The following is an 18104-nucleotide window of genomic DNA, read 5'->3' as shown; positions in this document are numbered from 1 at the left end:
GCTTCCGCCATTGTCACGCCGCGCGCGATTGGGCGCGGCGGCGCGCTTCCTCGCGCATCTCGATCGCGACGTCGATTTGCCGCAGGTACGCCCGTTCCGCGATGAGGGCGGCGCGCGCGGCGTCGGGCGTCGTGCGCACGAAGCGGATCGGCAGGTTGAGCCGCGCCTGCGCGAGCTTCCACAGGTCGGCGCGGATCACCGTGCCGATCCTCGGATAGCCGCCGGTGGTCTGCGCGTCGTGCATCAGCACGATCGGCTGGCCGTTCGGCGGCACCTGGATCGTGCCGGGCAGCACCGCATGCGACAGCAGCTCGACCGGGCGCGCGCGCACGAGCTCGGCGCCGGCGAGCCGATAGCCCATCCGGTTGCTGTTCGCGGTGACGAGCCATTCCTCGTCCCAGAACGCCTGCTGCGAATCGGCCGCGAACGACGCGTAGTCGGGGCCCGGCAGCACGCGCACGGGCATCGCCCACGGCGCATGCGCGGGGCGGTGACGGCGCGGCGGCTCGTCGACGCGCACGAACGCGCACCATGCCGGCGCCTTCACGCCGAATTCGGGCGCATCGGCGGCGAGGCAGCCGGCGCCGGCCGGCGGCACGCCGACCGGGAGCCGGTCGCCGTCGCGCAGCGTGCGGCCGCCGAGGCCGCCGAAGCGCGACGCGAGATCGGTGCTGCGCGAGCCGAGCATCGGCAGCACGTCGATGCCGCCCGCGATGCACAGGTAGCCGCGCATGCCGCGTTTCGCGGCCGGCAGCACGAGCGTCTGCCCGGCGGCGACCGGCAGGCTCCACCACGAATGCACGGGCTTGCCGTCGAGCGTCGCACCGAACTCGGTGCCGGTGATCGCGATGCGCGTGGCGCGCGTGAAGCGGAACGTGGCGGGGCCGATCGTGATTTCGACGGCCGCCGCGTCGGGGCGGTTGCCGACGAGCCGGTTGCCGACTTCGAGCGCGAGGCCGTCGAGCGCGCCGCCCTGCGCGACGCCGAGATGGCGCGTGCCGCGGCGGCCGAGATCCTGCACGGTCGACAGCGGGCCGGCCCGCACGACCTCGATGGTGCCCGGTGCGTGGTTCTGGGTCATCGTGCGTCGACTCCGGCGATGGTGAAGCGCACGCGGTCGCCGGGCAGCAGCAGCGTCGGCTGGGGCCGCGCCGGATCGAACAGCACCTGCGACGTGCGGCCGATCAGTTGCCAGCCGCCGGGCGACGTGGCCGGGTAGATGCCCGTCTGCGCACCGCCGATGCCGACCGAGCCGGCCGGCACCTCGAGACGCGGCGCCGCGCGGCGCGGCGTGTGCAGCGACGCGTCGAGGCCGCCGAGATACGCGAAACCGGGCTGGAACCCGACGAAGAACACGACGTAGGCGCCGGCCGCGTGGCGCGCGACGACCTCGTCGGCCGACAGGCCCGTGTGGGCGGCGACGGCAGCCAGGTCGGGGCCGGCGGCACCGCCGTACTCGACCGGGATCTCGACCTCGCGGCCGTCCGCGTGCTCGACGTCGGTCGTCTCCCACGCGTCGAGCAGCGCGGGCGTGAGCGACTCGGCCGTCGCGGCGAGCGCGTCGAACACGATGGTCAGGTTGTTCATGCCGGGAACGACGTCGATCACGTCGGGCCACGCGCGCGCGGCCTCGGCCACGGCCCAGATGCGGCGCTGGCAATCGAGCGTGGCGGGCGGCGGCACCTCGCAGACGAGGGCGGCATCGCCGAGCGGATAAATGCGGGGTGGCGTCATCGGACTGGCACGGTTCGGACGGCAATGTTAGCGCACATTGTCAATAAAATATCGACAACTTCTCAATAAGCGTTTTCGCCTAGCTCGCCGGCCGGGGCTTCTGGCGTACACTCGGGCACATCCTGTCATCCGGCTTGCGCCTGTCCATGAAGCGTCCTGCGACCAAGATCGTGTCATCCGAACACCTCGTTTCCGATTCGAGCGCGGAGCTGTCGGAGCTCGAATACGGGCTCATCATGGCCGGCAATGCGTTCAACCGCTGGATGGTGCGCTGCATGTCGGCGGCCGGCGCGAAGGACATGACGGCGGTCGAGGTTTCGCTGCTGCATCACGTCAGCCATCGCGAACGCAAGAAGAAGCTCGCCGACATCTGCTTCGTGCTCAATATCGAGGATACGCACGTCGCGACCTATGCGCTGAAAAAACTGATCGCCCGCGGCTATGTGAAGAGCGAGAAGAACGGCAAGGAAGTGTTCTTCTTCGCGACCGACGCGGGCCGCGACCTGTGCCTGAAGTACCGCGAGGTCCGCGAGCATTGCCTGATCGAGACGCTGAAGGACAGCGGCCTCACCAACGAGCAGATCGGTGACGCGGCGCAGTTGCTGCGCCACGCATCGGGCCTGTACGACACGGCCGCGCGCGCGGCGGCATCGCTGTAAACGATTGCGGCACGGTCGGGCGCGGCGACGCGCTCACGGGCAGGCGGCGCCGAGCGCGGCGTCGCCGCGCGGCATTATCCGGCGGCCGGGTAAAGCGCGCCGTCGGTGACGATCCAGCGCAGCGCGAGATCGTGCGCCTCGGCCGGCAGCGCATCGACGCGGCACGCTTCGTACGCGATGCCGACCGTCACGGGCAGCGTGTCGCCCGGCCACGCGGCGAGCGTGCGGTCGTAGTAGCCGCCGCCGTAGCCGAGCCGGTAGCGCTGCAGATCGAATCCCACACAGGGAATCAGCAAAAGATCGGGCACGACGACGATTCCCGACGCCGGTTCGGGAATCCGGTGATGACCTTCGCGCATCGGCGTGTGCGCGTCCCATGCGTGGAACGCGAGCGGCGTGTGACGCTCGCCGATCACCGGCAGCGCGGCGCAGCGGCCGGCCCCTGCCGCGCACCATGCGAGCACCGCATCGCGCGCATCGAATTCGCCCGGCAGCGGCCAGTAGAACCCGACCGTGCGCGGCGCGAGACGGTCGAGCAGCATGCGCAGCCGCGCGTCGAGCGCGGCGTTCGCGGCAGGTTGCGACGCGGCGTCGCGACGGGCGCCGGACAGCGTTTTGCGCAGCGCAACCTTCGGGTTCGGCACAGGGTTGCGTGCTATGCTTTCGCTCACTTCGTGCTCCATTCAAAACGATGTCGAACAGCCTTTTCCGAGTATATCGCGCGGTCGCGCTGACGCTTTCGGCCGCCGCGCTCGTCGCGGGCACGGCCGCGTGCGCCGCACCGAACGACGACACGCTCCCCGGGGATGACCAGATCTTCGTGCAGCTTCGCGAAGCCGCACGCCGCAACGACGCCGCGAAGGCCGCCCAGCTCGCGTCGATGATCCCGAACTATCCGGTTCCGTCCTACGTCGAGTATTTCCAGATCAAGCCGCAGCTGTTCGATTCGACCGGTCGCGCGCGCGTCGATGCGCCGGACGCGCCCGTGCAGTCGTTCCTGCAGCGCTACGACGGCCAGGCGATCGCCGATCGCCTGCGCAACGACTACCTGCTCGTGCTCGGCGCGCGCCACGACTGGCGCAATTTCGACGATCAGTACAAGCGTTTCGTGCTCGACGACGACACGCAGGTCAAGTGCTATGCGCTCGAATCGCGCGCGGCGCGCAACGAGAACGTCGCCGATGCGGCGCGCGCGCTGCTCGTCGAGCCGAAGAACTACGGCGATGCATGCGTCGACCTGATCACCGCGCTCACCGTCAACCAGCAGTTCACGAGCGACGACGTGTGGCAGCAGGCGCGCCTCGCGTACGAGCAGAACTACACGACGCTCGGCGGCAAGATCGTCGACGCGCTCGGTCCGCGCCCGGTCGGCTTCGACCAGGCGACGAGCGCGCCGCCGCTGTATCTCGCGCGCGGCGTCGGGCCCGACGCCGCGTCGCATCAGCTCGCGCTGATCGCGCTCGGCCGCATGGCGCGCAACGATCCGGACGCCGCCGCCGGGATGCTGACGACGGTCGCGCCTTCGCTCACCAAGCAGGAACAGGCGATCGCGTGGGGCGCGATCGGCTACCAGGGCGCGATCAAGCGCTCGCCGATGGCATCGGTCTGGTATGCAAAATCGGCGAACGCGCCGCTGTCGAACCCGGGCTACGAATGGCGCACGCGCGCCGCGCTGCTCGCCGGCAACTGGCCGATGGTGCGCTGGTCGATCGAGCAGATGCCGCCGTCGCTGCGCAACGATCCGGCGTGGATCTACTGGCATGCGCGCGCGCTCAAGCAGAGCGGCGACACGCTGCAGGCGAACCAGGAATTCGAGCAGGTCGCCGGCCAGTTCAACTTCTACGGGCAGTTGGCCGGCGAAGAGCTGGGCCAGCGCACGACGATCCCGCCGCGCACGAAGGTGAGCGACGCCGAGATCGACGCGATGGGCAAGATCCCGGGCTTCGCGCTCGCGCAGCGCTTCTACGCGCTGAACCTGCGCCTCGAAGGCAATCGCGAATGGAACTGGCCGCTGCGCGGGATGACCGATCGCCAGCTGCTCGCGGCCGCCGAATACGGCAAGCGCGTCGAGCTGCTCGACCGCACGGTCAACACCGCCGACCGCACGAAGGCCGAGCACGACTTCACGCTGCGCTATCCGTCGCCGTACCGCACGACCGTCGAGCGCTATGCGCAGTCGACGGGCCTCGACGTCGAGTGGGCGTACGGGCTGATCCGCCAGGAATCGCGCTTCATCATCAGCGCGCGTTCGTCGGTCGGCGCGGGCGGCCTGATGCAGCTGATGCCGGCGACGGCCCAGATGGTCGCGAAGAAGCTCGGCATGGGCACGATCTCGCGGGCGCAGATGCACGACATCGATACCAACATCCAGCTCGGCACCTGGTATCTGGCGGACATCTACAACAACTTCGACAGCTCGCCGGTGCTCGCCACCGCCGGCTACAACGCGGGCCCGGGCCGGCCGCGCCAGTGGCGCCAGGTGTTGACGCAGCCGGTCGAAGGCGCGATCTTCGCGGAGACGATTCCGTTCAACGAGACGCGCGACTACGTGAAGAACGTGCTGTCGAACACCGTCTACTACGCGGCGCTCTTCGAGGGCAAACCGCAGTCGTTGAAGAAACGTCTAGGCATGATCTCGCCCTGATGCACGAACTGCCGCGCGAGACGCGGCAGTGTTCTTTTTAGGACCCGAACATGGATCGCCAGACCGTTGCGCTGCTGGGCGGCACCGGCTTCATCGGCAGCCGGCTCGTCAATGCGCTGATCGATGCCGGCAAGCAGGTGCGGATCGGTACGCGGCGGCGCGAGCACGCGCGCCACCTGCAGATGCTGCCGGTCGACATCGTCGAACTCGACGCGCTCGATACGCGCACGCTCGCGCGCTTCGTCGCCGGCGCGCACGCGGCGATCAACCTGATCGGCGTGCTGCACGGCGGCCGCGGCACGCCGTACGGGCCGGGTTTCGCGCGCGCGCACGTCGCGCTGCCGGCCGCGCTCGCGACGGCCTGCACCGAGGTCGGCGTGCGGCGCCTGCTGCACATGAGTGCGCTCGGCGCCGATCCGCACGGCGCGAGCATGTACCAGCGCTCGAAGGGCGACGGCGAGGCCGCGCTGCATGCGGTCGCGGCCACCGATTCGCTCGCGCTGACGATCTTCCGTCCGTCGGTCGTGTTCGGCCCCGGCGACGCATTCCTCAACACGTTCGCGAACCTGCAGCGCACGGTGCCCGTGCTGCCGCTCGCGATGCCCGACGCGCGCTTCCAGCCGGTATTCGTCGGCGACGTCGTGCGCGCGTTCGTCAACACGCTCGATCTCGCGGGCGCGCACGGCAAGACCTACGAACTCGGCGGCCCGACGGTCTACACGCTCGAGCAACTGGTGCGCTATTGCGGCACGCTGGTCGGCCGGCAGGCACGCATCGTGCGGCTGCCCGACGCGCTTGCGCGGCTGCAGGCGAGCGTGTTCGAATGCCTGCCGGGCGAACCGGTGCTCACGCGCGACAATCTCGCGACGATGTCGGTGCCGAACGTGCTGTCGGGGCCGCTCGCGCCGGAACTCGGGCTCTCGCCCGCGAGTCTCGAAAGCATTGCGCCCGCGTATCTCGGCGAAGCGGCCAGGCGCTCGCGGTTCGACTGGTTCCGCTCGCGTCGCTAATACCCGCGGGGCGCCGCCGGCCGGCGCTTCTTTTCCTTTTTCGCATTTTCCGGAACCCCGTCATGAAGCTCGTCATTGGAGACAAGAACTACTCGTCGTGGTCGATGCGGCCGTGGCTGCTGCTCGCGCATTTCGGCATCCCGTTCGACGAGATCGTGGTCGAGCTGCGCCGCGACGACACGGCCGCGCGCATCCGCGACTATTCGCCGACCGGCAAGGTGCCGTGCCTGGTCGACGATCACGGCTTCGCGATCTGGGATTCGCTCGCGATCGCCGAGACGCTCGCCGAGCGCTATCCGCAATTCCCGATGTGGCCGGCCGACCCGCTCGCGCGTGCGCATGCGCGCTGCGTGTCCGCCGAGATGCATTCGGGCTTCATGGCGCTGCGCACGCAGATGGGCATGAGCATCCGCGCGTCGATGCCGGGGCGCGGCGCGACACCCGACGCGCTCGCCGACGTCGCGCGCATCGACGCGCTGTGGAGCGAATGCATCGAGGCGTCGGGCGGGCCGTTCCTGTTCGGCGAATTCGGGATCGCCGATGCGATGTATGCGCCGGTCGTGATGCGCTTCAACACGTATGCGCCGGCGCTGTCGCCGGAGGCGGCCGGCTATGCGGCGCGGGTGACCGCGCTGCCGGCCGTGCAGCAGTGGATCGACGCTGCACGCCGTGAAACCAACGTGATCGCCGAATACGAGCCGCAGCCATGAACATCTACGCAGTAGGCGGAGCGATCCGCGACGAATTGCTCGGCGTGCCGGTGCAGGACCGCGACTACGTGGTGGTCGGCGCGACGCCCGAGCAGATGACCGCGCAGGGCTTCCGGCCGGTCGGCAAGGATTTCCCGGTGTTCCTGCATCCGCAGACGCAGGAGGAGTACGCGCTGGCGCGCACCGAGCGCAAGACCGCAGCCGGCTATCACGGCTTCCAGTTCCACTACGCGTCGGACGTCACGCTCGACGAGGATCTCGCGCGGCGCGATCTGACGATCAACGCGATGGCGCGCGAGGTGAGCCCGGAAGGCGCGCTGGTCGGCCCGGTGATCGATCCGTTCGACGGGCAGGCCGACCTGCGTGCGCGTGTGTTCCGGCACGTGAGCGACGCGTTCGTCGAGGATCCGGTGCGGATCCTGCGGATCGCGCGCTTTGCCGCGCGGTTCGCGGATTTCACGGTCGCGGACGAAACGCTCGCGCTGATGCGGCGGATGGTCGACGCGGGCGAGGTCGACGCGCTCGTCCCCGAACGCGTGTGGCAGGAAATCGCGCGCGGGCTGATGGAGGCGAAGCCGTCGCGGATGTTCGCGGTGCTGCGCGAGTGTGGCGCGCTCGCGCGCATCCTGCCCGAGGTCGATGCGCTGTGGGGCGTGCCGCAGCGCGCCGATTACCACCCGGAAGTCGATACCGGCGTGCACGTGATGATGGTGGTCGACTACGCGGCGAAGCAGGGCTATTCGCTGGCGGTGCGCTTCGCGGCGCTCACGCACGATCTCGGCAAGGGCACGACGCCCGCGGACGTGCTGCCGCGCCACGTCGGCCACGAAAGCCGCAGCGTCGAGCTGCTCAAGCCGTTGTGCGAGCGGCTGCGGGTGCCGAACGAATGCCGCGATCTCGCGCTGGTGGTCGCGCGCGAGCACGGCAACCTGCATCGCGTGATGGAAATGGGCGCGGCCGCGCTGGTGCGGCTGTTCGAGCGCAGCGACGCGCTGCGCAAGCCGGCGCGCTTCGCCGAGCTGCTGCAGGCCTGCGAATCGGATGCGCGCGGCCGGCTCGGACTCGATGCGCAGCCGTATCCGCAGGCCGAGCGGTTGCGCGTCGCGCTCGCGGCCGCGCGCAGCGTCGATGCCGGCGCGATCGCACGCGGCATCGGCAGCGACACGGAGAAGATCAAGGAAGCCGTGCATCGCGCGCGGATCCAGGCCGTCGCGCAGGCGCTCGCGATCGGCGAATAGCCGGCAGGTAGCAGGCGCGGAACAGCGCGCGGCCAGCCGTTACGGTTTCTTCTTACGTGCCGGAGTCGCGGCCGCCGGGCGTTTGCCGGCGGCGGCGCGCGGCTTCGCCGCTCCCTTCTTTTCGGCTGACCCGGCCCTGGACGGCCGTGCCGCGGCGGCGTCGCGGTCATCCCGTTTGGACGCCGGCGCGCGCCGGCTCACGCGCGGCTCGCCGGGCTTCGATTGCCTGATTTCCGTCGTCGCGGACACGAATTCCGCACCACTGTCGTCGAACAGCGGCAGCGTGCTGACGGTGATCAGCTCGGCCGGCCCGTCGCCGACATTGGCCACGCGATGCCGCTTGCGCGCGTCGAAGTGCAGCGAGTCGCCGGGCGTCAGCGGGTAATTCTTCTTGCCGACCGTGTAGCAGATGCGGCCCGCCAGCACGTACACGAATTCGTCGCCGCCGTGCGCGACCCATTCCGACCGGTAGCCCTCCATCATCTGCACCTTCAGCGCGTTGATCTGGCTGCCGTCGAACGTGGTGGACAGCCGCTCGTACCACTGCGACGCGGCGTCGAGCGCGTACGGCTTGCGGCTGCCCTCGTGCGAATCGGGCTGCGCCTGGCGCGGCTGCTCGATCAGCGTGCCGAGCGGCACGCCCAGCGCCTTCGCGACGTTGACGAGCGACGACAGCGAGATGCCCGTCAGATGGCGCTCGACCTGCGACAGGAACCCGACCGACAGGTTCGCTTCGGTCGCCACTTCCAGCAGCGTCTTCTTCGCTTCCCGGCGCAGGCGGCGAATGCGCTGGCCGATACGCATGAGGTCTGAATCCATGAATCTCTTTCGTGGCAACGAGTCGGGGTGCAGGCAGGGGCCGTGCGGCTGCCCGGGGCGGCGAGGCCGGCGCATTGTACCGCGCAGCGTCGCGGGGGCGAATCGGCGTTGTGCGGGGATCCGCATGCGGCACGCCGATTTTAGTCCTACGAAAATCTTGGCTTGACCTCGATTTCGACGTGCTCTAGATTCTGTCGCGCATCAAACAAAGTTAAGTAAGACAAAAATTTTACCGAAGGCCTGCCTCCCGGCCGGCGGCGCGGTCCGGCCGCGCGTCGTGCCGCGCGTGACCTGCGCCGCAACGACGTGCCGTGCCCGGCGCGCGATGCCGCGCCACGCCGCCGGCCGCCGACAACAACGAATAACGGGCATCCGATGATCGATCGACTGAAATACAGCTTCTCCGGCCTTCCCCCGTACGACGCGTCCGTCGCCGACACGCAGGCCGGCCTGTCGCGCCTGCTCGATGCCGCGCGACTCGACGCGGTGGTGATCACGTCGCAGGACGAATACGTGACCGAATACCTGCCGCGCAGCAACAACCCGCGCTACGCGGTGTCCGGCTTCGACGGCTCGGCCGGCTGCGGGATCTTCCTGAGCGCGGCGACCGCGCAGGCGCTCGATCTGCCGCCGTTCGTGCTGTTCGTCGATGGCCGTTATCACTTCCAGGCCGACGAGCAGTGCGATCCGGCGCGCGTGCGCGTCGAGAAGCTCGGCATGAACGTGACGATCTGGCAGGCGATGGCCGACTGGCTGCTCGCGCACGCGAGCCGGCTCGCGCGGGTCGGCTACGACGCGCGGCGGATCAGCGTCGGGCAGCGCAACCGGCTGTTCGAGCAGACGCAGGCAGCGTCGCTCGACTGGACGAGCCTCGCCGATCGCGAGATCGACCGCGCGATCGCGCTGCCGGGCTGGAACGTCGAACGGCCGATCTTCGAGCTCCCGGCAGCGATGACGGGCCTGAGCGTCGCGCAGAACCTCGACGCGCTGAACCGGCGGCTCGCCGCGCATACCGGCGCGGCCGACGGCAAGACCGCGTTCTTCACCTGCGCGTCGGACGATCTCGCGTATCTGCTGAACAGCCGCGGCTATCACATCCCGAACGTGTCGTCGCACCTCGGCTTCCTGTTCGCGATCGGCGAGCAGGTGGTGCTGTTCTTGCCGGAAGGCTGCGACCGCTGCGAGGTCGCGCTCGATTCGTATCCGGCGCTGCAGGTGATCCGGCGCGACGTGGCGGCGCTCGAGTGCTTCCTCGCACGGTTCGCGGCCGAGCACGTGTGCTACGGCTTCGAATCGGTGAACTGCGCGCTCGTCGACGCGGTGAACCGGGTGTGGCCGCATGCGCGGCATGCCGATTTCAACCCGGTCGAGGCGCTGCGGGCGAGCAAGACGTCGGCCGTGCTCGACCGCTTCCGCGACGCGTTCGCGCGCAGCTCCGCGGCGATCGCCGAGACGATGCGCTGGGCGAAGAACGGCGAGCCGGGCGTGCGCCACACCGAGTACGACCTCGCGCGCACGATCAACGACGCGTACGGCGCCCGTTCGGCGGTCGCGCTGACGTTTCCGTCGATCGCGGCGAACGGCGCGAACAGCGCCTTCGCGCACTACACGGCGGCGAGCGCCGACGTCGAGCTGACCGAAGGCGAACTCGTGCTGCTCGACAGCGGCGCGTACTACGAAGCGGGCTTCGCGACGGACTGCACGCGCGTCGTGCTGCGTCGTACGCGGCCGGACACGGTCGCGCAGCCGTGGCAGCGCGAGATCTACACGGTCGCGCTGAAGGCGTGCATCAAGGGGCTCGTCACGCGCTTTCCGGCCACCGCCACGGGCGGCGACGTCGATGCGCTGGTGCGGCAGGTGTGCCGCGACCATGGCTACGATTTCGGCCACGGCACCGGGCACGGCGTCGGGATTCACGTGCACGAGGGCGGCGTGCGGTTCGCGCCGGGCGCGACCTACGGGCTGGTGCCGAATGCGGTGATTTCGGTCGAGCCGGGCATCTACCTGCCGGGCAAGGGCGGCGTGCGGATCGAGAACATCGTGATCGTGCGGGCGGACGACGCGCAGCCGGACACCGTGACGTTCGAGAACATCGTGACGGTCGGCTACGACTGGGACCTGATCGATCTCGACCTGCTGGACGACGCCGAGCGCGCGTACCTGCGCGACTACGAGCGGCTGTGCGTGGCGCGCGGCACGCAGGTCACCGCGTGTCCGCTGTTGTAACGAAGGGAGAGGCGGGAGCGCGGCCGCCGGGCGGCCGCGCGGCGCGACGTCAGCGCGTGAGCGCCGACACGCGCCCGTCGGGGCCGTACACGCCGGCCGGCGCGGGCGCCGAGCGCAGCACCGCGAGCGCGCGCTCGTTGTAGTCCATCCGGATCCGGATCAGCATTCCGTTGTTCGCGTTGGCCTGGCGCGCGCGTTCGGCGGCCTGTTGCAGCAGTTGCCAGCGGCTGGCGAGGCGCGCATCGCGCTCGGCCGCCTGGTCCATGCCTTTCTTGCCCGCCGGAAAGCCGAGCGCGCAAAGCTGCGTGTCGCGCGTGCGTTCGAGCTGCGCGAGCCGGTCGATCAATGCGCTTTTCTTCTCGACGATCCCGGGCAGCATCTCGAGCGGCTCGGCCGTCGTCAGCGCCTTTTCCTCGTAGACGAGCAGGGACGCGAACGCTTCGACCGTCGCGTGTTCGTCGTTGACCGTGGCCAGCAGCTCTTCTCTCATCGCGTCATGCTCGTCACGCCGGCGCGTGCAGTGCTGCACACGCCGGCAAACCGGGTGACCCGGCCACGAGGCCGGGAGTTAGCTGCCCGGGCGCTGCTGCTGGAGCAGCTCGCGGGCGGTGTTCAATACGCCGTCGGCGATCTTGTTCGCGTCGATCGTCAGCGTGCCGTTGTTCAGCGCGTCCTTGATCGACTGGACCAGGCCCGTGTCGATATCGGCGTCGCCCGACGCGGATACCGAACGCAGCTGGCCGGACAGACCCGACAGGTTCACGGTCGTGTCGCCGCCGGTCGATCCGGCGTCGCCTGCCTGCGCGGACGACTGGGCCGTGCCGGACGGCGCACGGGCCGCGCCGTTGCCGGTCGGCGCGAGGGGGCTCGGTTTCGGAGTGGAATCGATCTTCACGATGGGTTTCCTGTACGGTTTGACCCAGATAACGGCCGGGTCGGCCCGAACTTTAGCATCGCGAGCCCGAAATGCTCCGAATAAACAATTCTTTACATTCTTGCGGCAGATCCGTCCCTACAGCGGAATTTCCACGGTGCCGGCGTCCTTGACGATCGCCGTGACGATCTGCCCGGCCGCCATCCGTACCCGCACCGACTGGCCGGGCGCCGCATTCGCGAGCACGCTGCCTTCGGCCGAAATCGTGAAGCCGGGGCCGGCCGCGACGACCCGCACCGTCTGGCCGGCCGACACCGACGCCGCGCTCTTCAGCATGTCCTGCCGCAGCGGCAGCCCGGCCGAGATGCGCGCAAGCGCGGTTGCGCCGATCGCCTGCGCCGGATCGGTGATCACCGCCAGCGGCAGCACCGTCAGGTCGCCGTCGCGCGCGACCAGGTCGGCCGCGGAGAGCGGCTCGCCGGGCGCGATCTGGCGCGCGGCGACGTAATAGGTGGCCTGCACGGCGACCTTCGCCTGCAGGTAGACGGTCCACGGCCGCTCGCCCGCGCAGCGCACGCCGACCGTCGTGCGGCCCCACAGGCGCGCGCCGGTCGGCAAAAACGGTTCGAGCGTCGTGCACGCGGCGAGCCCGCGCGGAAAGGCGGTCGTGACGGTCGCGGTGGTCTTGCCGGGCAGGCCGGCGATCTGCTGCTGCAGGAACGCGAGCGCCGCGCGCCGGATCGTTTCGGGATCTTGCTGGCCGGGCGCCGTCGCGGGCCGGGCGGCAGGGGCGGCCGGGGCCGGATTGCCAGAAGCGGTCGCCGTGCGCGGCGCCGCCGCGGATGCCGCACGGGCTGCCGCGAGGCGGGCGGCGGCGGCCGGTTGCGGCGCCGGCCGCGCGGGATTCGATGCAGGCTCGGCCGTGCCGGCGACGACCGTCGCGATCGCGGAAGGATCGACTGCGCGCGACGGCGCACCGTAACCGGCGTGCGGGCGGGCGGCTGCGTAGGCGTGGGCCGCCGCAGCGGCCGGCGGCGGGACGCTCGTCACGACCATCTGGCCGGCCGGTTGCGCCGCGTAGCCGGCGCCGGTCGAGGCGCTCGCCCCGCCGGCCGCGCGCTGCGCACCCGGAACCGAAGCGGCGCCCGCATTCCCGCCGAACTGCCCGCCGCTCGCCGCATTGGCATGCGCGAGCGCGGTTTCTGCCGTTTCGCCGCGCCCGGGAATCACGATCATCCCGTCGTCGGCGTGGGCGGCAGGCGCGGCGATCCACAGCGCCGCGGCGAGCGCGAACGCACGCCGGACGTGCGCGAGCCGCCCGTTCCTGTCGCGAAGTGCGCCGCCAGTCATCGCCATGCCTCCGATCCGTTGATCCGCTTCGCATTCTAGGGAGCGGGGGCGTCGCGCAAACGATGAATAGAGGGGGCCTTTGCCGCGTTATTCGCCCGATTGCCGGTTGCGTCCCGCGCCTACCATCGCTGTCATGGAAAAAAGCCTCTCGCGTCGCCATCCGGCGCGAGGGGCGTGCAGCGCTTCATACGGAGAGACGCACACATGCTGGACAAACTCGATGCGGAATTCGCGTTCGGCCGACAGGCGCTCGACGTGCGCGCCTATCGGCAGGAACTGCTGTCGTCGAACATCGCGAACGCCGACACGCCCGGCTACCAGGCCCGCGACGTCGATTTCGCGTCGACGCTCGCGCGCTCGCTGAAGCAGACCAGCGGCGGCCTGGCGCCGAGCAACGCCGCGCAACTGCCGATGACGCAGCCGGCCGGCGTGACGAGCGGCATGTCGATGGTGTCGACGGCGCCCGGGCACATGGCCGGCACCGCGAAGCTGATCCCGACCGGCGGCCCGGCGGACGACTACGGCCGTGCGCAATACCGGATGCCGCTGCAGCCGTCGCTCGACGGCAACACGGTCGATCTCGACGTCGAGCGCGTGCAGTTCGCGAACAACGCGCTGCACTACGAGACCGGGATGACCGTGATGACCCAGCAGATCAAGGCGATGATCGCCGCGATCACGACCAACTCGTAAGCGCCGCTTCCGAACCTCGCCCAGCACAAGGAGCTTCCATGCCTTCGTTGATGAACATCTTCGGCGTCGCCGGTTCGGCGCTGTCCGCGCAATCGCAGCGCCTGAACGTCACCGCGTCGAACCTCGCGAACGCCGACAGCGCGACCGGCCCCGACGGCAAGCCGTACAAGGCCAAGCAGGTCGTGTTCGCGACCGACCCGATGGGCGGCGCGCGCACCGCGTCCGGCCAGGGCGTGGGCGGCGTGCGGGTGACCAAGGTGATGGACGACCCGTCGCCGATGAAATCGACCTACGACCCGGCGAACCCGGCCGCCGACGCGAACGGCTACGTGCAGATGCCGAACGTCGATCCGGTGCAGGAGATGGTGAACATGATCTCGGCGTCGCGCTCGTACCAGGCCAACGTCGAGACGCTGAACACCGCGAAGACGCTGATGCTCAAGACGCTGACGATCGGCTCGTAAGCCGCGCGCGGCCCGACCTTACCGACCCGACAGTTCCGACAGAAGGCCACCCAGGATGACTTCCTCCAACACGACGATCGGCAGCAACGGCACCAACGTGTCGACGCTGCCGACCGACACGATGAACACCAACAACGTGTCGTCGACCAACGGCACGTCGGCGAGCGACCTGCAGGCGACGTTCCTGAAGCTGCTCGTCACGCAGTTGCAGAACCAGGATCCGACCAGCCCGGTCGACAGCTCGCAGATGACGTCGCAGCTCGCGCAGATCAACACGGTGAGCGGCATCGCGCAGTTGAACACGTCGCTCACGTCGCTGTCGACGCAGCTCGCGGCCGGCCAGCAGACGCAGGCCGCGCTGCTGATCGGCACCAACGTGCTCGCGCCGGGCAACGGCGTCGCGGTGAAGGGCGGCGCGGCGTCGCCGTTCGGCGTGTCGCTCGCGAATTCGGTGTCGAACCTGACGATCACCGTGAAGAACTCGGCGGGCGCCGTCGTGAACACGATCAACGCGGGCGCGCAGTCGGCCGGCACCGTGCCGTTCAACTGGACGCCGACCGACGCGGCCGGCAACGCGCTGCCGGACGGCACGTACACGGTCAGCGCGTCGTACACCAACAGCGCCGGCACGCCGCAGGCGGCCACGACGCTCGCGGCCGCGACGGTGCAGAGCGTGGTCAAGCAGGCGGACGGCACCGCGGGGCTCGTGCTGTCGAACGGCACGACGGTGGGGCTCACCCAGGTTGCGTCGATCTTCCCGAACACCAAGTCGTCCACGTCCGGCGACACCACTACCAACTGATCGAGCTTTCTCGTAACGGAGACCGAAATGGGTTATCAACAGGGTCTGAGCGGCCTCGCCGGCGCATCGAACGCGCTCGACGTGATCGGCAACAACATCGCGAACGCGAACACGGTCGGCTTCAAGTCGAGCACCGCGCAATTCGCCGACATGTACGCGAACTCGGTCGCGACGTCGGTCAACACGCAGATCGGCATCGGCACGTCGCTGAACTCGGTGCAGCAGCAGTTCGGCCAGGGCACGATCAATACGACGAACTCGTCGCTCGACGTCGCGATCAACGGCAACGGCTTCTTCCAGATGTCGAACAACGGCGTGACGACGTACTCGCGCGACGGCACGTTCCAGCGTGACAAGAACGGCTTCATCGTCGACTCGCAGGGCCGTAACCTGATGGGCTACGCGGCCAACGCGGGCGGCGTGATCAATACCGCGCAGACCGTGCCGCTGCAGGCGCCGACCACCAACATCGCGCCGACCGCGACGACCAAGATCACCGGCCAGTTCAACCTGAACTCGCAGGACACGGTGCCGACCAAGACGCCGTTCAGCGCGACCGACAACACGACGTACAACTACACGACGTCGATCCAGGTGTACGACTCGCTCGGCGGCTCGCAGGCGGTCAACATGTACTTCGTGAAGTCGGCGGCCGGCACGTGGGAAGCGTACGCGGGCGTGCAGGGCGGCGCGACGACCGATCTCGGCACGATCACGTTCGATACGTCCGGCGCGATCCAGAGCACGACGACCGGCACGCCGGCCACGCCGACCGCGTCGCTCGGCCAGTTCCAGTTCACCGTGCCGAACACCGACGGTTCGGCGACGCCGCAGAAACTCACGCTCGACCTGACCGGCACGACGCAGTACGGCGGCAAGGACGGCGTGAACAACCTCGCGCAGGACGGCTACGCGAGCGGCACGCTGACGACCTACTCGATCGGCGCCGACGGCAAGCTGACCGGCAACTACTCGAACGGCCAGACCGCCGTGCTCGGCCTGATCGCGCTCGCGAACTTCAACAACCCGAACGGGCTGGTGAACCTCGGCGGCAACCAGTATGTGGAATCCGCCGCGTCGGGCGTGCCGCAGGTCTCCGCGCCGGGCAGCACGAACCACGGCACGCTGCAGGGCAGCGCGCTCGAGAACTCGAACGTCGACCTCACGTCGCAGCTCGTCAACCTGATCACCGCGCAGCGCAACTACCAGGCGAACGCGCAGACGATCAAGACGCAGCAGACCGTCGACCAGACGCTCATCAACCTGTAAGCGCGGATAACCGGCAGCCATGGACCGACTGATCTATACGGCGATGACGGGCGCGTCGCAGTCGCTCGACCAGCAGGCGGTGGTCGCGAACAACCTCGCGAACGCATCGACGACGGGCTTTCGCGCGCAACTCGCGACGTATCGCGCGGTGCCGATGAATTTCGGCGACGGCAGCAAGATCGATCCGACGACGACGCGCACCTACGTGCTGTCGTCGACGCCCGGCGCCGACTACGCGCCGGGTCCGATCACGCGCACCGGCAATCCGCTCGACGTCGCCGTGCAGGGCCCGGGCTGGCTGTCGGTGCAGACGGCCGACGGCAGCGAGGCGTACACGCGCGCCGGCAACCTGCATGTCGACGAGAATGGCCAGCTCGTCAACGCGAGCAACCTGCCGGTGATCGGCAACGGCGGCCCGATCTCGGTGCCGCCGAACGCGGAAGTGACGATCGGCAAGGACGGCACGGTGTCCGCGCTGATGCCGGGCGACCCGCCGACGGCCGTCGCGATCGTCGACCAGATGAAGCTCGTCAATCCCGATCCGGCCACGCTCACGCGCGGCAACGACGGGCTGTTCCGCACCGCCGACGGCAATCCGGCCGACGTCGACCCGAACGTGGTCGTCACGCCGAATTCTCTCGAAGGCAGCAACGTGAACCCGGTGACTGCGATGGTCGCGATGATCGACAACGCGCGGGCGTTCCAGCTGCAGTCGAAGCTGATCCAGACGGCCGACCAGAACGAGCAGACGGCGAACCAGTTGCTCAATTTCAGCTGAGCGCCCGCGCCAGCCTAAGCAGGAGACCAGACAAGTGAATCGTTCGCTCTACATCGCCGCCACCGGCATGAATGCGCAGCAGGCGCAGATGGACGTGATTTCGAACAACCTCGCGAACACCAGCACGAACGGCTTCAAGGCGTCGCGCGCGGTGTTCGAGGATCTGCTGTACCAGACCATCCGCCAGCCCGGCGCGAACTCGACGCAGCAGACCGAGCTGCCGTCGGGCCTGCAGCTCGGCACCGGCGTGCAGCAGGTCGCGACCGAGCGCCTGTACACGCAGGGCGGCCTCACGCAGACCGGCAACTCGAAGGACGTCGCGATCAACGGCGCGGGCTTCTTCCAGGTGCTGATGCCGGACGGCACCAACGCGTACACGCGCGACGGCTCGTTCCAGACCAACGCGCAGGGCCAGCTCGTCACGTCGAGCGGCTACCAGGTGCTGCCGGCGATCACCGTGCCGCAGAACGCGCAGTCGCTGACGATCGGCAAGGACGGCGTCGTGTCGGTCACGCAGCCGGGCTCGAGCAACGCGGTCCAGATCGGCTCGCTGCAGATCGCGACCTTCATCAACCCGGCCGGCCTCGAGGCGAAGGGCGAGAACCTGTTCGCGGAAACGACGTCGTCGGGCGCGCCGAACGTGTCGCAGCCGGGGCTGAACGGCGCGGGCGTGCTCAACCAGGGCTACGTCGAGGCGTCGAACGTGAACGTCGTGCAGGAACTCGTCAACATGATCCAGACGCAGCGTGCCTACGAGATCAACAGCAAGGCCGTGACGACGTCCGACCAGATGCTGCAGACCGTCACGCAGATGAAGAGCTAACCGGAAGTCCC

General features: G+C 69.2%; 19 protein-coding genes. 12 read left to right on the top strand and 7 right to left on the bottom strand.

Annotation, left to right across the window (positions count from 1 at the left end; translation table 11 throughout):
* Positions 1 to 13: 13 nt before the first annotated feature.
* Together KU887_RS16130 and pxpB are read right to left on the bottom strand one after the other, a co-directional pair.
* Positions 14 to 1081: a biotin-dependent carboxyltransferase family protein gene (locus KU887_RS16130; protein ID WP_077055844.1), complete on the bottom strand. Its 1068-nt coding sequence runs from the start codon at positions 1079 to 1081 to the stop codon at positions 14 to 16.
* Positions 1078 to 1734 (bottom strand): 5-oxoprolinase subunit PxpB, encoded by a 657-nt coding sequence (gene pxpB / locus KU887_RS16125; protein ID WP_258250495.1) that lies wholly within the window; start codon positions 1732 to 1734, stop codon positions 1078 to 1080. Before pxpB ends, KU887_RS16130 begins: the two co-directional genes overlap by 4 nt.
* Positions 1735 to 1880: 146 nt before the next feature.
* Between pxpB and KU887_RS16120 the strand changes: the two genes are divergently transcribed.
* Positions 1881 to 2393, top strand: coding sequence for a winged helix DNA-binding protein (locus KU887_RS16120; RefSeq protein ID WP_006483173.1), 513 nt, complete (start codon positions 1881 to 1883; stop codon positions 2391 to 2393).
* A gap of 74 nt (positions 2394 to 2467) precedes the next feature.
* Here the strand turns inward: KU887_RS16120 and KU887_RS16115 are convergent, their stop codons facing one another.
* Complete coding sequence (locus KU887_RS16115) at positions 2468 to 3076, bottom strand: 5-formyltetrahydrofolate cyclo-ligase (protein ID WP_258250494.1); 609 nt, start codon at positions 3074 to 3076, stop codon at positions 2468 to 2470.
* A gap of 8 nt (positions 3077 to 3084) precedes the next feature.
* Here KU887_RS16115 and KU887_RS16110 point away from each other — a divergent pair, with 8 nt between their 5' ends.
* From KU887_RS16110 to KU887_RS16095, 4 genes are all read left to right on the top strand, one after another.
* Positions 3085 to 5037, top strand: a complete 1953-nt coding sequence (locus KU887_RS16110; RefSeq protein ID WP_048986130.1) for a lytic transglycosylase domain-containing protein — start codon at positions 3085 to 3087, stop codon at positions 5035 to 5037.
* Positions 5038 to 5087: 50 nt separating this feature from the next.
* Positions 5088 to 6047 carry a complex I NDUFA9 subunit family protein gene (locus tag KU887_RS16105; protein ID WP_006483181.1) on the top strand — a complete coding sequence of 320 codons (960 nt, stop codon included), beginning with the start codon at positions 5088 to 5090 and terminating at the stop codon, positions 6045 to 6047.
* 62 nt (positions 6048 to 6109) lie between these two features.
* Positions 6110 to 6757: a glutathione S-transferase family protein gene (locus KU887_RS16100; protein ID WP_034201248.1), complete on the top strand. Its 648-nt coding sequence runs from the start codon at positions 6110 to 6112 to the stop codon at positions 6755 to 6757.
* A complete protein-coding gene (locus tag KU887_RS16095; protein ID WP_258250493.1) occupies positions 6754 to 7995 on the top strand; it encodes a multifunctional CCA addition/repair protein in 1242 nt (413 codons plus the stop codon). The genes KU887_RS16100 and KU887_RS16095 overlap by 4 nt, the downstream gene beginning before the upstream one ends.
* Before the next feature lie 39 nt (positions 7996 to 8034).
* Here KU887_RS16095 and KU887_RS16090 read toward each other — a convergent pair whose 3' ends face one another.
* Entirely contained in the window at positions 8035 to 8814 is a 780-nt protein-coding gene (locus KU887_RS16090) for a helix-turn-helix domain-containing protein (protein ID WP_043204979.1), read from the bottom strand.
* Between the two features lie 375 nt (positions 8815 to 9189).
* Here KU887_RS16090 and KU887_RS16085 point away from each other — a divergent pair, with 375 nt between their 5' ends.
* Positions 9190 to 11040: a M24 family metallopeptidase gene (locus KU887_RS16085; RefSeq protein WP_258250492.1), complete on the top strand. Its 1851-nt coding sequence runs from the start codon at positions 9190 to 9192 to the stop codon at positions 11038 to 11040.
* Between the two features lie 49 nt (positions 11041 to 11089).
* Here the strand turns inward: KU887_RS16085 and KU887_RS16080 are convergent, their stop codons facing one another.
* The 3 genes from KU887_RS16080 to flgA all read right to left on the bottom strand — a co-directional run bounded on the left by KU887_RS16080 (position 11090) and on the right by flgA (position 13264).
* Positions 11090 to 11530, bottom strand: coding sequence for a flagella synthesis protein FlgN (locus KU887_RS16080; RefSeq protein ID WP_006495508.1), 441 nt, complete (start codon positions 11528 to 11530; stop codon positions 11090 to 11092).
* Positions 11531 to 11608: 78 nt separating this feature from the next.
* Complete coding sequence (flgM, locus tag KU887_RS16075; protein WP_006495507.1) at positions 11609 to 11935, bottom strand: flagellar biosynthesis anti-sigma factor FlgM; 327 nt, start codon at positions 11933 to 11935, stop codon at positions 11609 to 11611.
* A 117-nt stretch (positions 11936 to 12052) separates the two neighbouring features.
* Positions 12053 to 13264 (bottom strand): flagellar basal body P-ring formation chaperone FlgA, encoded by a 1212-nt coding sequence (flgA, locus tag KU887_RS16070; RefSeq protein ID WP_258250491.1) that lies wholly within the window; start codon positions 13262 to 13264, stop codon positions 12053 to 12055.
* Between the two features lie 204 nt (positions 13265 to 13468).
* Between flgA and flgB the strand changes: the two genes are divergently transcribed.
* Genes flgB through flgG form a run of 6 tightly spaced genes read left to right on the top strand, consistent with a single transcriptional unit; the run spans position 13469 to position 18093 of the window.
* Entirely contained in the window at positions 13469 to 13957 is a 489-nt protein-coding gene (flgB, locus tag KU887_RS16065; protein WP_006485705.1) for a flagellar basal body rod protein FlgB, read from the top strand.
* 38 nt (positions 13958 to 13995) lie between these two features.
* Positions 13996 to 14421: a flagellar basal body rod protein FlgC gene (gene flgC / locus KU887_RS16060; protein WP_006485701.1), complete on the top strand. Its 426-nt coding sequence runs from the start codon at positions 13996 to 13998 to the stop codon at positions 14419 to 14421.
* A gap of 55 nt (positions 14422 to 14476) precedes the next feature.
* Positions 14477 to 15223 carry a flagellar hook assembly protein FlgD gene (locus KU887_RS16055; protein WP_006495505.1) on the top strand — a complete coding sequence of 249 codons (747 nt, stop codon included), beginning with the start codon at positions 14477 to 14479 and terminating at the stop codon, positions 15221 to 15223.
* Between the two features lie 27 nt (positions 15224 to 15250).
* Positions 15251 to 16492, top strand: a complete 1242-nt coding sequence (gene flgE, locus KU887_RS16050; protein ID WP_258250490.1) for a flagellar hook protein FlgE — start codon at positions 15251 to 15253, stop codon at positions 16490 to 16492.
* A gap of 19 nt (positions 16493 to 16511) precedes the next feature.
* A complete protein-coding gene (gene flgF / locus KU887_RS16045; protein WP_006485699.1) occupies positions 16512 to 17270 on the top strand; it encodes a flagellar basal-body rod protein FlgF in 759 nt (252 codons plus the stop codon).
* Between the two features lie 34 nt (positions 17271 to 17304).
* On the top strand, positions 17305 to 18093 hold the full coding sequence (gene flgG, locus KU887_RS16040; RefSeq protein WP_006485706.1) for a flagellar basal-body rod protein FlgG: 789 nt from the start codon (positions 17305 to 17307) through the stop codon (positions 18091 to 18093).
* Positions 18094 to 18104 lie beyond the last annotated feature (11 nt).

Origin of the sequence: Burkholderia sp. EMB26 (assembly GCF_024730645.1) — a bacterium.
Lineage (GTDB): Bacteria > Pseudomonadota > Gammaproteobacteria > Burkholderiales > Burkholderiaceae > Burkholderia > Burkholderia cenocepacia.
Note: the sequence above shows the minus strand (reverse complement) of the source record. Positions and strands in the feature narration are given on the sequence as shown.